The organism is Paraburkholderia sp. GAS82 (assembly GCF_050436285.1).
Classification (GTDB): domain Bacteria; phylum Pseudomonadota; class Gammaproteobacteria; order Burkholderiales; family Burkholderiaceae; genus Paraburkholderia; species Paraburkholderia phenazinium_B.
Window position 1 is genome coordinate 520,861 of sequence record NZ_JBNDLX010000006.1, and the last position, 15,752, is coordinate 536,612.

Below are 15,752 nucleotides of genomic sequence, written 5' to 3' on the forward strand. Positions count from 1 at the left end.
GACACGTCGCACCGCTGGCATGCCTTCTTCAGTTCTTCGTCCCAAACAGCCGGTCACCCGCATCGCCCAGCCCCGGCACGATATACGCGTGTTCGTTCAGATGCGAATCGAGCGACGCGACGTAAAGTTTCACGTCCGCGTGCGCGTCCTGGAACACCTGCACGCCTTCCGGCGCGGCCACCAACGCGAGGAACATGATGTTTTCGCCCGGCACGCCACGGCGCTTGAGCACATCCACGGCATGCACCGCCGAGTAGCCGGTCGCCACCATCGGATCGCACAGGATGAAAATCCGGTCTTCCAGATCCGGCAGCCGCACCAGATACTCGACCGGCCGGTGGTCGTCCGCCCGGTACACGCCGATATGGCCGACGCGGGCCGACGGAATCAGCTCAAGCAGCCCGTCGGACATGCCGACGCCGGCCCGCAGCACCGGCACGATCGCCAGTTTCTTGCCGGCGATCACCGGTGCATCGATCTCGAGCAGCGGGGTGGTAACGCGGCGCGTGGTCATGGGCAGGTTGCGGGTGATCTCATAGCCCATCAGCAGCGTGATCTCGCGCAGCAACTCGCGGAAGGTGCGCGTCGAGGTGTCCCGGTCGCGCATATGCGACAGCTTGTGCTGGATCAGCGGGTGATCGAGGATAAAAAGATTGGGGAAACGGCTGTCCTGTGTCATGGCGGGAGCGCTAGCGGCGGCAAGAGGAATCGGTCGGCGGCCCGTTTGACCGGCAGAACCGGCAGGCGGGCTCGCCACGCGCTGCAAGTTTACCGAAACTGCTGCCCGAAGATACCGGAGATTGCGGGGGCCACCGGCAGTCAGGCACCGTTTCTTCTATCAGGCACCGTTTCTTCTAGAATCGGGGGAAACCGTCCGCTCGGGCGCAAGCGGCAGTCGTGGCGTTGCCCTTTCTGAGGCTCCGCCGCGCCGTCATAGGATCAGGAAGAGATAGAGGAGGATGGACAGATGGACATGGGAATCGCAGGACGCACCGCGCTGGTTTGCGCGGCAAGCAAGGGGCTCGGCCGCGGCTGCGCGGAAGCGCTGGCCGCCGAGGGCGTGAATCTGGTGATCGTCGCCCGCACGGCGGAGACGCTCGAGGCCACCGCCGCCGAAATCCGCGCCAAAACCGGCGTCAAGGTCAAGACCGTGGCGTGCGACATCACCACGCCGGAAGGGCACGCGGCTGCGCTCGCCGCCTGTCCGGAGCCGGACATCCTCGTGAACAACGCAGGTGGGCCGCCGCCCGGCGACTTCCGTAACTTTACGCACGACGACTGGATCCGCGCGCTTGAATCGAACATGCTGACGCCGATCGAACTGATCCGCGCCACCATCGATCCGATGATCGCGCGCGGCTTCGGCCGGATCGTCAACATCACGAGTTCGGCGGTGAAGGCGCCGATCGACGTGCTGGGTCTCTCGAACGGCGCCCGCTCAGGTCTGACCGGTTTCGTCGCCGGCCTCGCGCGCAAGGTGGCGCGCGACGGCGTGACGGTCAACAACCTCCTGCCGGGACTGTTCGACACCGACCGCATTGCCACGACCATCAACGCTCAGGCGAAGGCACAACACCTGTCCGTGGAAGAAACACGCAAGCAGCGCATGGCGTCGATTCCGGCGGGCCGTTTCGGCAATCGCGATGAATTCGGCCGCGCCTGCGCGTTTCTGTGCAGCGTGCATGCCGGCTACATCACCGGGCAGAACTGGCTGCTGGATGGCGGCGCCTATCCGGGCACCTTCTGAGCGGTCGCTGTTTCAGCGCCACACCCCGAAATCACAACCACAACAACACATCTGGATCTGGAGATTGAGTCCCTCATGACGACCCGCATCGCGCTGATTGCGCACGACCACAAAAAGGACGCCATCGTCCAGCTTGCCGGCGAATACGTCGACACGCTACGACGTTGCGACATTGTTGCAACGGGCACGACCGGCTCGCGAATCGCGGACACGCATGGGCTGAACGTCGAGCGAATGCTATCCGGCCCGCACGGCGGCGATCTGCAGATCGGTGCGCAACTCGCCGAAGGTCGCGTCGATATGGTGATCTTCCTGCGCGATCCGATGACGCCGCAGCCTCACGAACCGGATATCAACGCGCTAGTGCGCGCCTGTGACGTCCACAACGTGCCGTGCGCGACCAACATTTCGACGGCGCGGATGATTCTTGACGTCCTGACCTTGCGGCTCGCGGAGAAGGTCTGAGATTCGCACCTCGAATTCACTCATCGCAGATAACTTGTACGTCGACAGGAAACATCATGGTCAAGGCAATTCGTTTCGATAAGACAGGCGGCCCCGAGGTGATGAAGTGGGTCGATGTCGAGGTAGGGGAACCGGGTAATGGCGAGATCCGCATCAGGCAGCATGCGGTCGGCCTGAACTATATCGACGTCTATTTCCGTACCGGTTTGTACCCCTTGCCGCTGCCGGGCGGTCTCGGCATGGAAGCGGCCGGCGAGATCACGGCGGTGGGCGCCGGCGTGATGGGTCTGAAGACCGGCGACCGGGTCGCGTATGTGGCGCGCCCGCCGGGCGCCTATGCCCAGGAGCGCGTGTTGCCCGCGGTTCAGGTCGTCAAGCTGCCGGATGCGCTGAGCTACGAGCAGGCCGCCTCGGTGATGCTGCAGGGCTTGACCGCGCAGTATCTGTTGCGGCGGACCTATCCGGTTAAGGCAGGCGACACGATCCTGATCCAGGCGGCTGCTGGCGGCGTCGGCCTGCTGGCGTGCCAATGGGCAAAGGCGCTGGGCGCGACGGTGATCGGCACGGTCGGCTCGGACGAAAAGGCGGAGATCGCTAAAGCGCATGGCTGCGACCACCCCATCGTCTACACGCGCGAGAATTTCACCAAGCGCGTGCGCGAGATCACCAACGGCGCGGGCGTGCCGGTTGTCTACGACTCGATCGGCAAGGACACGTTTACCGCCTCGCTCGACTGCCTCGCACCACTCGGCCTGTTCGTGAGCTTCGGCAATGCGTCGGGTCCGCTGCCGCCGATCGATTCCTCCGAGTTCGCCGGACGCGGGTCGCTCTTCTTCACCCGGCCGACCCTGTTTACGTACATCGGTAAGCGGAGCGATTACGAGGCGATGTCGGCGGAGCTGTTCGACGTATTGGTGTCGGGCAAGGTCAAGACCAGCATCAACCAGCGCTATCCACTGTCCGAAGTCGGGAAGGCGCACACCGAACTGGAAAGCCGCCGCACCACCGGTTCGACGGTGCTGCTGCCGTAGCCGCAGTCCGCATCAAGGTGTAATAGCGGCGCCATAAAAATTCCGCGCCGCACCACGCTCCGCACGAGCATGGTCTCTCCCCCGTAAAAGCCAGCCCCCACGCGCGCCAGGCCGTTCCAGCCACACCGGAACGGCCTTTTTCGTTTACACATTTTTTACATCGCCCCTGCCATCTTTGACCAGGACTTTACGCCGATCGGCATAACGTTCTACCCATCCAAAGTCCGCTACTGGAGAACACAAATGGATGTGCTGTATGTCGGGGGGATGGTGCTATTTGCGGCGCTGACCTTTGCTTTGATTGCCGGCTGCGAGAAGTTGATGCAGTTCCGGCGTGGCCAGGGAGCACGCTCATGACCTGGATTCTGTGGTTATCGGGCGCTGCCACTGCGCTGCTTTTCATATACCTGGTCTATGCGCTGCTGCGCGCGGAGGACATTGAATGAACTCGAACAATGTCCTTCAAACGGTCATTTATCTGGTCGTGCTGCTTGCACTCGCCGTACCGGTCTCGCGCTATATCACGCGCGTGATGGATGGCACCTCCCGCGTGGTCCGCTTCGGCGGTCCGCTCGAGCGCGTGCTGTATCGCATCGCCGGCGTCGATTCGTCGGCCGAGATGAGCTGGAAGCATTATGCGATCGCCACCATCGCGTTGAATGCGCTCGGCACGCTATTCCTGTACCTGATATTGCGCGTGCAGGGCTGGCTCCCAGGTAACCCGCAGCAGTTCGGTCCGATGTCGGTCGACAGCGCCTTCAATACGGCTGTCAGCTTCGTCACCAACACCAACTGGCAGGATTACACGCCTGAGCAGACCACCGGCTATCTGACGCAGATGCTTGGCTTCACGGTGCAGAACTTCCTGTCCGCAGCCACAGCCATCGCCGTGGTGATCGCGCTGATTCGTGGCTTTGCCCGGCACACGGCGCAGACCATCGGTAACTTCTGGGTCGACATCACACGGGCAACGCTGTACGTGCTTATGCCGATGGCGGCCATCATCGCCGCGTTGCTGATGAGCCAGGGCGTGATCCAGAACTTCAAGGCATATCAGGACGTGCCGACCCTGCAAACCACTACCTATGCCGCGCCGAAGCTCGACGCACAAGGCAACCCGGTGAAGGATGCGAAGGGTAATGCGGTGACGGTCGACACCAAGCTGACGACGCAGACTATCGCGATGGGCCCGGTGGCATCGCAGGAAGCGATCAAGATGCTCGGCACCAACGGTGGCGGCTTCTTCAACGCGAACTCGGCGCATCCGTACGAAAATCCGACGCCGTTCAGCAACTTCCTGCAGATCGTCGCGATCCTTATCATTCCCGCGGCGCTGGCTCTGGTGTTCGGACGGATGATCGCGGACCGCAGGCAGGGTATCGCCGTACTTGCCGTGATGACGATTGCCTTCACCGCCTGTGTGGTGGGTGAAATCAGCGCCGAGCAGGCAGGCAACCCGGCCTTTACCGCACTGCATGTCGACCAGTCCGCCAATGCGCTGCAGTCGGGCGGCAACATGGAAGGCAAGGAAACGCGCTTCGGCATAGCGCAGTCGGGCATCTTTACGGTCGCCACGACGGCGGCGTCGTGCGGTGCAGTCGACAACACGCATGACTCGCTGACCCCGCTCGGCGGCCTCTACCCGATGTTGCTGATCCAGTTGGGCGAAGTGATCTTCGGCGGTGTGGGCTCCGGTATGTACGGGATGCTCGTGTTCGCGCTGCTCGCCGTGTTCGTCGCAGGCCTGATGATCGGTCGTACGCCTGAATATGTCGGCAAGAAGATTGAAGCGTATGAGATGAAGATGGTGTCGATCGTCGTGCTGCTCACGCCGCTGCTGGTGCTCGTGGGGACCTCGATCGCAGTGCTGAGCGATGCGGGCAAGGCAGGTATCGCCAACCCCGGGCCGCACGGCTTCTCGGAAATTCTCTACGCGTTCAGCTCGGCTGCAAACAACAACGGTAGCGCGTTCGCGGGACTGTCGGTGAATACGCCGTTCTACAACTGGCTGACGGCGATCGCGATGTGGTTTGGCCGCTTCGGCACGATCGTGCCGGTGCTGGCGATTGCCGGCTCGCTGGCAGCCAAGAAACGCCTGGCTGTCACCGGCGGCACGCTGCCTACGCATGGTCCGCTGTTTGTGGTGCTGCTGCTTGGCACCGTGCTGCTCGTCGGCGCACTGACGTACGTGCCTGCGCTCGCTCTTGGCCCAGGCGTCGAACATCTGTTGATGATCGCCGGCCATTGATCCGGGCAACCAGGAAAAAACGAGGCTTCAATGACTGAACATAATGCAACGCGGTCCATGTTCGATCCGGCGCTAGTGCGTCCGGCGATCGTGGACTCATTCAAGAAACTCACGCCACGCACCCAGTTTCGCAACCCGGTGATGTTTTGCGTGTATGTCGGCAGCATTCTGACGACGATCCTCTGGATCGCCGCGCTGGGCGGCCAGGCCGAAGCGCCCGCGGGGTTCATCCTCGCGGTGTCGCTGTGGCTGTGGTTCACGGTGCTCTTTGCCAACTTCGCGGAAGCGCTCGCTGAAGGCCGTTCCAAGGCCCAGGCTGCGTCGCTGCGCAGTGCGAAGAAAGACGTGATGGCCAAAAAGCTCAACGAGCCGCATCCGAAGTCGCCGATCCGCATCATGACGGCTTCCGATCTGCGCAAGGGCGACGTCGTGCTGGTGGAAACCAACGACGTGATCCCGGCTGACGGCGAAGTGATCGAAGGTGTGGCATCGGTGGACGAGTCGGCAATTACCGGCGAATCCGCACCGGTGATCCGCGAATCGGGCGGCGACTTTTCGTCGGTAACGGGCGGCACGCGCGTGCTGTCCGACTGGATCGTCGTGCGCGTCACGGCGAATCCGGGCGAAGCCTTCCTCGACCGCATGATTGCGATGGTCGAAGGCGCGAAGCGTCAAAAGACGCCGAACGAAATCGCACTGACGATTCTGCTGGTCGCGCTGACGATCGTGATGCTGCTCGCTACCGCGACGCTGCTGCCGTTCTCGATCTTCTCCGTCGAAGCCGCCAAGGCTGGCCAGGTGGTGAGCGTCACCGCGCTCGTGGCACTGCTGGTGTGTCTGATTCCGACCACGATCGGTGGCCTGCTGTCCGCCATCGGTGTGGCCGGTATGAGCCGCATGATGCAGGCCAACGTGATCGCGACGTCGGGCCGTGCGGTGGAAGCGGCCGGTGACGTCGACGTGCTGCTGCTCGACAAGACCGGCACGATCACGCTCGGTAACCGTCAGGCTTCGACCTTCGTGCCGGCGCCGGGCGTAACCGAAGAAGCGCTTGCCGATGCTGCGCAACTCTCGTCGTTGTCTGACGAAACGCCGGAAGGCCGCAGTATCGTCGTGCTCGCCAAGCAGCGCTTCAACATCCGCGCCCGCGACATGGCTTCGTTGCAGGCAACTTTCCTCGCCTTCACCGCGCAAACGCGGATGAGCGGTGTGGATCTGCCTGGCCGCGAGATTCGCAAGGGCGCGGCCGACGCCGTCAAGACCTACGTCGAAGCAAACGGTGGCCGCTATCCGGCTGAAGTGAACAACGCGGTAGCCGAAGTGGCACGGCGCGGCAGCACGCCGCTGGTGGTGGCCGAGAAGGGTGAGCACGGTGCACGCGTCCTTGGCGTGATCGAGCTGAAGGACATCGTCAAGGGTGGCATCAAGGAACGTTTCGCCGAGCTGCGCAAGATGGGGATCAAGACCGTCATGGTGACGGGCGACAACCGTCTGACGGCAGCCGCGATTGCAGCCGAAGCAGGCGTGGATGACTTCCTGGCGGAAGCCACCCCGGAAGCCAAGCTGACGACGATCCGCGCGCACCAGGCCGAAGGCAAGCTGGTGGCGATGACCGGTGACGGTACCAACGACGCCCCGGCGCTGGCGCAAGCCGACGTCGCGGTGGCGATGAATACCGGCACGCAGGCGGCGAAGGAAGCCGGCAACATGGTCGACCTCGATTCGAACCCGACCAAGCTGATCGAGATCGTCGAAATCGGCAAGCAGATGCTGATGACGCGCGGCTCGCTGACGACGTTCTCAATTGCCAACGACGTCGCCAAATACTTCGCCATCATTCCAGCGGCGTTCGCTACGACGTATCCGGCGCTGAACGCGCTGAACGTGATGCATCTGGCGACGCCGGCCTCGGCGATCATGTCGGCGGTGATTTTTAACGCGCTGATCATCGTGCTGCTGATTCCGCTGGCACTGAAGGGCGTGAAGTACCGGCCGCTCGGTGCTTCGATCCTGCTGCGCCGCAATCTGCTGATATATGGCCTCGGCGGGATCATCGTGCCGTTTATCGGCATCAAGCTGATCGACATGGTACTGGCCGCGTTCGGCTGGGTTTAACAGGCAGCGGCCGGCGGCGTGGGCTTCCGGCTGCGTCTAAAAGGATTGCCAATCATGAAACTTTTTCGTCCGCTTATCGTGATCTTTGTCGTGCTGGCGGCGATCACGGGACTCGCTTACCCCGCTGTAATGACGGCCGTGGGCCAGGCTGCGTTCCACGACCAGGCCAACGGCAGCATGATCGAGCAGAACGGCAAGGTGGTCGGCTCGAAGCTGATCGGCCAGCAGTTCGATGCGCCGCAGTACTTCTGGGGCCGTCTGTCGGCCATTAGTCCGAAACCGTATGACCCGACGAGTTCGGGTGGCTCCAACATCGGACCGACCAACCCGGCGTTGTCGGATGAAGTCAAAGGCCGTCTCGACGCGTTGAAGGCGGCGGGTACCGATATGTCGAAGCCGGTTCCGGTCGACCTCGTGACCTCGTCGGGTAGCGGCCTTGATCCGGAAATCAGCCCGGCTGCGGCGGCTTACCAGATCGACCGTGTCGCGAAGGCGCGCAAGATGTCGCCGAACGACGTGCAGGCGCTGGTCGACCGCTACACCAGCGGCCGTCAGTTCGGCGTGCTCGGTGAAGCACGCGTCAACGTGCTGGAGCTCAATCTCGCACTCGACGCTGCGCATCAAGGCTAAGTCTGTAGTCGTGACAAGGACGGCGGCTGGTTTGGCGCCGTCTTTGGCTTTTGTAGAGCGCGCTGTATGATCGAACAGAACAGAACCATAACTAACCACACCGCATGAACCGACCCGATCCAGACGAGTTGCTCGACAAGCTGCAACGCGACGAAGAAAAACGCCAGCGCGGCAAGCTGAAGATATTCTTCGGTGCGTCGGCGGGTGTGGGCAAAACGTACGCGATGTTGCAGGCCGCAAAGCGGCGCAGCGACGAAGGCGTGGATGTGCTGGTCGGCATCGCCGAAACGCATGGCCGTGGCGAGACCGCGGCGCTGCTTGAAGGGCTTGAGGTTTTGCCGCTCGCGCATATCGAATACCGCGGCCGCAAGCTCGGAGAATTCGATCTCGATGCCGCGCTCGCCCGCAAGCCGCAACTGATTCTCGTCGACGAACTCGCGCACTCGAACGTGCAGGGCGCACGCCATCTGAAGCGCTGGCAGGACGTCTACGAACTGCTCGATGCGGGCATCGACGTCTACACGACGGTTAACGTTCAACACCTCGAAAGCCTCAATGACGTGGTCGGACAGATCACCGGCATCCGCGTATGGGAGACGGTGCCCGACCGCGTGTTCGACCGTGCCGACGAAGTCACGCTGGTCGACTTGCCGGCCGAGGAACTGCTCGACCGGATGCGCGACGGCAAGGTTTATCTGGCGCAGCAGGCCGAGCGCGCGGTGCGCAATTTCTTTCGCAAGGGCAATCTGATTGCGCTGCGTGAGCTGGCGCTGCGCCGCACGGCGGACCGGGTCGATGCCCAGATGCGTGAGTACCGCGCCGATCGTTCGATTCAACGTATCTGGCAGGCGCGCGACCGGCTGCTGGTGTGCGTGGGCCCAGGTCCCGAAGCGCCGATTCTGGTGCGCGCAGCGGCCCGTCTCGCCTCCAGTCTGAAAGCCGACTGGCTGGCCGTGTATGTCGAAACACCGAAGCTGCAACGGCTGCCGGAAGCGCGTCGTGAGCGCACGCTCAACGCGTTGCGGCTTGCCGCCGAACTCGGCGCGGAAACCGCCACGCTCGCGGGCGCCGATGCGGTCTCCGCATTGATCAGTTATGCGCGCGTGCGCAACGTCTCGAAGCTGGTAGCAGGAGCGTCCGCGCGTATCGGTGTAGCGCGCTTGCTGCGCCGCCCGCTTGGCGATCGCATCGCGGAGAAGGCCGGCGATCTCGACTTGACCTTGATTCGCGCGTCGTCGGAACGCGACGGCCTCGAGCGTCGTACGATCGCCGACGAAGGCGTGAACGCGTGGCGCGAGGCGCTCTCCGCGGCTCGCGAACGGCGTTCGCCGCCAGGTGCGTATGGTTGGGCACTTGCGATCTGCGCGGGCATCACCGCGGTGGCGAGCCAGTTGTTCGCCCATATCGACCTGACCAATCTCGTGATGCTGTACCTGCTCGGGGTGATCTTCACCGCGGTCAAACTGGGACGCGGGCCGGGCGTGGTGCAGTCGTTCGTCAGCGTGGCGGCGTTCGATTACTTTTTCGTGCCGCCGCGCATGTCGTTCTCGGTGTCCGACACCCAGTATCTGCTGACCTTCTTCGGCATGCTGCTGACCTCGCTGGTGATCAGCCACCTGACGTCGAGCCTGCGCCGCGAGGCGAGCGTCGCGCGGCGGCGCGAACAGCGCACTGGCGCGATGTACGCGATGGCGCGCGAGCTGGCCGCGGCGCTGACGATGGAGCAGATCGTCGGCATCGGCAGCCGCCACGTGAGCGAAGTGTTCGGCGCGCGCGTCGCGATCCTGTTGCCGGATAGCGCGGATCAGGTGAAGCAGAAGATCGAAGATCCGGATGCAGCGATCACGCTCGAAGGCGAATCGCTCGATATCGACGTCGGACAGTGGGTGTATGACCAGCAGAAGCCGGCCGGTCATGGCACCGATACGCTGCCGGCCGCCACTGCACTGTATTTGCCGCTGAAGGCGCCGATGCGTACGCGCGGCGTGCTGGCGGTGGTGATGCGCGACGAGCGTGAGCTTGCCGTACCGGAGCAGCAGCGCATGCTCGACGCGTTTGCCGCGCAGATTGCGCTCGCCGTGGAGCGGGTGCACTACGTCGACATCGCGCGCGACGCGCTCGTCAACATGGAGTCGGAGCGCTTGCGCAATTCGTTGCTGTCGGCCATTTCGCACGATCTGCGTACGCCGCTGACGACGATTGTCGGCTTCTCGTCGATGCTCGCGCAGACCCGCGAGGGCCAGCCGGTCAAGCAGCCTGGCGACGAACTCGTGGAAGCGATCCACGAGGAAGCGCTGCGCATGACCGGCATCGTCACCAATCTGCTCGACATGGCGCGTCTGCAGGCGGGCGGTCTGCAACTGAACCGCCAGTGGTCGCTGCTCGAAGAAACCGTGGGCGCTGCGCTGCGCGCATGCCGGCGCGTGCTCGCGAAACATCCGGTGCAGGTGAAACTGGCGCCGGACCTGCCGCTGCTGCAACTCGACGCAGTGCTGATGGAGCGGCTCTTCTCGAACCTGTTCGAGAACGCAGCGAAGTACACGCCGGCCGATACTCCGCTCACGATCGGCGCGGATATCATCGACGAGGACGGCAAGCCGTTCGTCCGCGTGACCGTCGACGATACCGGCCCGGGGCTGCCCGTCGGCATGGAAGCGCGCGTGTTCGAGAAATTTACCCGCGGCGAGAAAGAGTCGGCCAAGCCCGGCATCGGTTTGGGCCTGGCGATTTGCCGGGCCATTGTCGAAGCCCATGGCGGTACTATCGGCGCAATGAACCGGGTGGCGCGCGACGGCCATGTCGAAGGCGCGCGCTTCTGGTTCAATCTGCCGGTGGAGACGCCCCCGCCTGCGCCCGACGTGCAGGAAGATAACGACGAGGGGATGTCCCCCGAGCCGTACCCCAAGCAGACTTCAAAGCCTACCCATGAGTGACCCGAGCATCACCGTCGTCCTGATCGAAGACGAAAAACAGATTCGCCGTTTCGTGCGTGCCTCGCTGGAAGGCGAGGGTATCGTTGTCCATGACGCCGAGACCGGCAAGCAAGGGCTCGTGGAAGCCGCGACGCGCAAGCCCGACCTCGTGATCGTCGATCTCGGCTTGCCCGATACCGACGGGCTCGACGTGATCCGCGAACTGCGCGGCTGGAGCGACCTGCCGGTGATCGTGCTGTCGGCGCGAACCCAGGAGACCGAAAAGGTGGCCGCGCTCGACGCCGGTGCCGACGACTATCTGACCAAACCGTTTGGCGTGTCGGAGTTGCTGGCGCGGATTCGCGCCCATATGCGCCGGCGCAACCAGGGCGGCGCCAATGAATCACCGCAGGTGCATTTCGGGGCGGTGACGGTCGACCTGGCGTTGCGGCAGGTGAGCCGCGACGGCGCCGCGATCCATCTGACGCCGATCGAATACCGGCTTCTTGCCACATTGGTGCGGCATGCCGGCCGGGTGCTCACGCACCGGCAGTTGCTGCGCGATGTGTGGGGGCCGTCGCATGTGGAGAGCCATCACTACCTGCGCATCTATATGGCCCATTTGCGGCAGAAGCTCGAGCGCGACCCGGCGCAGCCGGAACATATCGTTACCGAGACGGGGGTCGGATACCGGCTGGTTGGAGCCGCATAGGAGTGCCCAATCTTGATATAATTACAGATCGTAAGGACGACCTTGCGCATCTGCATCGAACGGGGACGGCCCCATCTGAATCATGGAGTCGTTTCATGTCCTGGTTTCTTCTGCTGATTGCCGGTTTGCTCGAAGTCGCTTGGGCGGCCGGTCTCAAGACCTCCGAAGGCTTTACCAAGCTGTGGCCGTCTGTGTTCACGGTCGTGACTTCCCTCGGCAGCTTTGCGCTGCTCGCCATCGCCATGCGCCAGTTGCCGCTCGGCACCGCCTACGCGGTGTGGACCGGAATCGGCGCGGTGGGCGCGTTTATTTTTGGCATCGTCATAATGGGCGAAGCGTTGACGGTGGCGCGGGTGGCCAGCGCGTCCCTGATTGTGATCGGCCTGATCGGACTCAAACTCTCCTCCGGCCATTAAAACGGCCCCCTGACTGCTCGTTTTGCAGTCTATAGCCGGTTTTCGCGGATACTAGAGCCTGAAATTGCAGTCTGCTCTGCGGTCTGCGAATTAACGTGGCTATAATGAAGTCGATCTCAATTTAATCTGTCCCGCGTCCGGCTTGGCGCGGGTCTGACAGCTTCGCTGCAGCGGGTGTCCGCAGTGGCAGAAGCGCCCGGCACGCGCAACGTGCCTGGAGGCTGCCATGCTTGAACCTCTCTCGCTAGCGGCGGGCCTGTCCTGGGGCAGTGGCCTCCGTCTCTATCTGACCGTCCTGTTAGCCGGCGTGTTTGCGCGCCTCGGTCTCGTCCATCTTCCCGATACCTTGTCCGTGCTGGCCTCGCCATGGGTGATCGGGGTGGCGGCTGTGCTGACGGTCACCGAGTTTCTGGCCGACAAAATTCCTGCTTTCGATTCCCTCTGGGACGCGATTCACACCTTTATCCGGATTCCGGCCGGTGCCGTGCTGGCTGCCGGTGCGCTCGGCCATGCCGATCCGGCGCTGCTGACCGTGGCGGCGCTCGCCGGCGGCACGTTGGCCGGTACCGCGCATCTCGCGAAGGCTGGTACGCGCGCGCTGATCAACCTCTCGCCTGAGCCGGTTTCGAACATCGTGACCTCGACCGCCGAGGATGGGCTCGTGTTCGGCGGTTTGTTGCTGGCGCTCTTCGTCCCGGTGCTGTTCCTGTTGCTGATGGTCGGCTTTCTGATGCTGGCGGCCTGGGTGTTGCCGCGTCTGTGGCGCGGCGTGCAGGGCGGCTTTCGCGGCATGGCGACCCATATGGTGTCGCGCTTCGCCAGGAGTCGGCACGATTGAGCGATTCGGCACGAGTATCGCCGGCGCCGCCAGCGGCCGTCGTCCGCGCCGCGCCGGGGCGTCGTTTTAGCGGGGGCGATCTGGTGCGTCAGGCCGTGCGGATGACCGCCCGCGACTGGCGCGCAGGCGAGTTGACGATGCTGCTGCTAGCGCTGGTGCTGGCCGTGGCGGCCCTCTCGAGCGTCGGCTTTCTCGCCGACCGATTACATCTGGGGCTTGAGCGCGATGCGCGGCGAATGATCGGCGCCGACTTCATCGTGCGCTCCGATCATCCCGTCGATCCGCAATTCAGCACCGAGGCCAAATCGCTTGGCCTGCAGATGGCGAACACCGCCATTTTCCCCAGCATGATCAGTACGATGGGCGCCCAGCCGGTCTCGCGGCTGGCGGCGCTCAAAGCCGTTACATCGGCGTATCCGCTGCGTGGCGCGCTGCGCATTACGACTGCGCCGAACGCGCCCGATCACGAGGCGCGAGGGATTCCCGCGCCCGGCACGGTGTGGGTCGATCAGGCGCTGCTCGACGCGTTGAAGGTGCATGTCGGCGATACGGTGAGGGTCGGCAACCGCACGTTCACGATCGCCGCGATCATCACGCGTGAACTGGACCGCGGCTTCGGCTTTGTCAATTTTTCGCCACGGTTGATGCTGCGTGACGATGAGCTCAAGTCCACCGGTTTGATCGTGTTCGGCAGCCGCGTGACGTACCGGTTGCTGGTGGCGGGCGCGCGCCCGGCGGTCGAGAAGTTTGCCGCTTTTTCGCATGCTCGCGTCGACGACGGCAAGATGCGCGGCGTCGCGCTCGAATCGCTGAAGGACGGTCAGCCGCAGGTGCGCGAAACGCTCGATCGTGCGGGACATTTTCTGACCCTGGTGTCGCTGCTCACCGCGATGCTGGCGGCGGTCGCGATTGCGATGGCTTCGCACCGCTACATGCGGCGCCATCTCGATGGCTGCGCGGCGATGCGCTGTCTCGGTGTCAGTCAGCGCACGCTGCGTTCGCTGTTTCTGCTGGAGTTTCTCGGACTCGGCCTGCTTGGCGGAGCAATCGGCGTGCTGCTTGGCTATGCGGGACATCTGGCGTTGCTGAGCTGGCTGGGCACGTTGATCGACGTAGTGCTGCCGTATCCGGGCGCGTGGCCCGCGGTCGAAGGGGTTGCGGCGGGTCTCGTGCTGCTGCTCGGCTTCGCGTTGCCGCCGTTATTGCCGTTGACGCGTGTGCCGCCGGTGCGCGTGCTGCGCCGCGAATGGGGCGAGGAGGCGCGCACGGCGTGGGCCGCGTATGCCCTGGGAATCGTGCTGTTCGCTGCACTGCTGATCGTGGCGGCCGGCGAAGTGAAGCTTGGAGGGATCGTCGCTGGCGGCTTTGCCGGCGGCCTGCTGGTTTTTGCCTTGATCGCCCGTCTCGCGTTGTGGGGCGCCGCGCGCATCGTGCGTAGCGAACGCGTCAATGCCGGCATTGGCTGGCGCTATGCGCTGGCCTCGCTCGAGCGGCGCAGCAGCGCCAGCGCGTTGCAGATCACGGCACTCGGTATCGGCCTCATGTGTCTGCTGTTGATTGCAATGACACGCAACGATCTGGTGGACGGCTGGCGCAAATCGACGCCGCCCGACGCACCCAACCAGTTCATCATCGACATCCAGCCCGACCAGCGTGCAGGGGTGACGCAGTACCTCAAGAGCCACGACGTGCCCGATGCGGCGCTTTCGCCGATGGTGCGCGGGCGGCTGATTGCGATCAACGGCAAGCCCATTAATCCGGACCAGTACAAGAGCGACGATGCCAAGCGCCTCGTCGACCGCGAATTCAACCTGTCGTACACGACGAGTCTGCCCGACGACAATCGGATCGTCGCGGGTAAGTGGTACGGCGACACGAAGGCGCCGCAGATTTCGATCGAGGAAGGACTCGCGAAAACGATCCACGTGAAGACCGGCGACACGCTGCGCTTCGACGTGACCGGTTTGCAGATCGATGCGCCGGTGACGAGCGTCCGCAAGCTCGACTGGGGTTCGTTCAAGGTCAACTTTTTCGTGTTGATGCCGCCTGCTGCGTTGCAGGATTTCCCGGCCAGCTTCATCACGAGTTTCCACTTGCCGCCTGAGAAGAGCGCGACGATCGATGGTCTGATCGGTGCGTATCCGAATCTCACGGCCATCGATGTGGGCCCGATTCTCGCGCAGATGCAACGCATGCTGGAGCAGGTGATCGGCGCGGTGCAGTTCCTGTTTGCCTTCACGCTCGCCGCGGGTGTGCTGGTGCTGTACGCGGCGCTCGCGGGCACGCGCGACGAGCGTATGCGAGAATCCGCGCTGCTGCGCGCGCTCGGTGCGTCGCATCGGCAGGTGCGCGCCGTGCAGGTGGCGGAGTTCGTCGCGGTAGGGGCGCTGGCTGGGCTGATGGCGGCGGCAGGCGCTGAAGTGGTGGGTTGGCAACTCGCGACGCGGGTGTTTTTCTTCTACCTGAACTTCGACCCGTGGCTGCTGCCTGCCGGTATCGCAGCAGGCATCGCTTGCGCGGGTGTCGGCGGCTGGTTGAGCCTGCGTCATGTGCTGGCCCGTCCCGCGTTGCAATCGCTGCGTGATGCGTGATACCTGAGCGGCAGCAACCGGGTAGTTCTTTCTTCGATTCCTTTTGC

General features: G+C 63.7%; 14 protein-coding genes. 13 read left to right on the top strand and 1 reads right to left on the bottom strand.

Annotation, left to right across the window (positions count from 1 at the left end):
- Positions 1-28 precede the first annotated feature (28 nt).
- Entirely contained in the window at positions 29-679 is a 651-nt protein-coding gene (gene upp / locus P3T17_RS21550) for a uracil phosphoribosyltransferase (RefSeq protein ID WP_074265345.1), read from the bottom strand.
- Between the two features lie 288 nt (positions 680-967).
- Between upp and P3T17_RS21555 the strand changes: the two genes are divergently transcribed.
- The 13 genes from P3T17_RS21555 (at position 968) to P3T17_RS21615 (ending at position 15,705) form a co-directional block, all read left to right on the top strand.
- Positions 968-1,747, top strand: coding sequence for an SDR family oxidoreductase (locus P3T17_RS21555; RefSeq protein WP_074265344.1), 780 nt, complete (start codon positions 968-970; stop codon positions 1,745-1,747).
- Between the two features lie 75 nt (positions 1,748-1,822).
- Positions 1,823-2,212 carry a methylglyoxal synthase gene (locus P3T17_RS21560; protein ID WP_074265343.1) on the top strand — a complete coding sequence of 130 codons (390 nt, stop codon included), beginning with the start codon at positions 1,823-1,825 and terminating at the stop codon, positions 2,210-2,212.
- Positions 2,213-2,268: 56 nt separating this feature from the next.
- On the top strand, positions 2,269-3,243 hold the full coding sequence (locus P3T17_RS21565) for a quinone oxidoreductase family protein (RefSeq protein WP_429408817.1): 975 nt from the start codon (positions 2,269-2,271) through the stop codon (positions 3,241-3,243).
- 243 nt (positions 3,244-3,486) lie between these two features.
- Positions 3,487-3,600 (top strand): hypothetical protein, encoded by a 114-nt coding sequence (locus P3T17_RS21570; protein WP_063495261.1) that lies wholly within the window; start codon positions 3,487-3,489, stop codon positions 3,598-3,600.
- Positions 3,597-3,689, top strand: coding sequence for a K(+)-transporting ATPase subunit F (gene kdpF, locus P3T17_RS21575; protein WP_074265341.1), 93 nt, complete (start codon positions 3,597-3,599; stop codon positions 3,687-3,689). Before P3T17_RS21570 ends, kdpF begins: the two co-directional genes overlap by 4 nt.
- A complete protein-coding gene (kdpA, locus tag P3T17_RS21580) occupies positions 3,686-5,491 on the top strand; it encodes a potassium-transporting ATPase subunit KdpA (RefSeq protein WP_429408818.1) in 1,806 nt (601 codons plus the stop codon). Before kdpF ends, kdpA begins: the two co-directional genes overlap by 4 nt.
- A gap of 30 nt (positions 5,492-5,521) precedes the next feature.
- Positions 5,522-7,606, top strand: a complete 2,085-nt coding sequence (gene kdpB, locus P3T17_RS21585) for a potassium-transporting ATPase subunit KdpB (RefSeq protein WP_429286228.1) — start codon at positions 5,522-5,524, stop codon at positions 7,604-7,606.
- Positions 7,607-7,657: 51 nt separating this feature from the next.
- Positions 7,658-8,236 carry a potassium-transporting ATPase subunit KdpC gene (gene kdpC, locus P3T17_RS21590; RefSeq protein WP_143787615.1) on the top strand — a complete coding sequence of 193 codons (579 nt, stop codon included), beginning with the start codon at positions 7,658-7,660 and terminating at the stop codon, positions 8,234-8,236.
- 104 nt (positions 8,237-8,340) lie between these two features.
- Positions 8,341-11,169 (top strand): DUF4118 domain-containing protein, encoded by a 2,829-nt coding sequence (locus tag P3T17_RS21595; RefSeq protein ID WP_429408819.1) that lies wholly within the window; start codon positions 8,341-8,343, stop codon positions 11,167-11,169.
- Complete coding sequence (gene kdpE / locus P3T17_RS21600; RefSeq protein ID WP_074265336.1) at positions 11,162-11,860, top strand: two-component system response regulator KdpE; 699 nt, start codon at positions 11,162-11,164, stop codon at positions 11,858-11,860. Before P3T17_RS21595 ends, kdpE begins: the two co-directional genes overlap by 8 nt.
- 95 nt (positions 11,861-11,955) lie before the next feature.
- The gene (gene sugE / locus P3T17_RS21605; protein ID WP_074265335.1) at positions 11,956-12,276 is read left to right on the top strand and encodes a quaternary ammonium compound efflux SMR transporter SugE; all 321 of its coding nucleotides are present in this window, start codon (positions 11,956-11,958) and stop codon (positions 12,274-12,276) included.
- A 226-nt stretch (positions 12,277-12,502) separates the two neighbouring features.
- Entirely contained in the window at positions 12,503-13,114 is a 612-nt protein-coding gene (locus P3T17_RS21610) for a DUF4126 domain-containing protein (protein WP_074265334.1), read from the top strand.
- A gap of 101 nt (positions 13,115-13,215) precedes the next feature.
- On the top strand, positions 13,216-15,705 hold the full coding sequence (locus P3T17_RS21615) for an ABC transporter permease (protein WP_429408860.1): 2,490 nt from the start codon (positions 13,216-13,218) through the stop codon (positions 15,703-15,705).
- Positions 15,706-15,752: the final 47 nt, after the last annotated feature.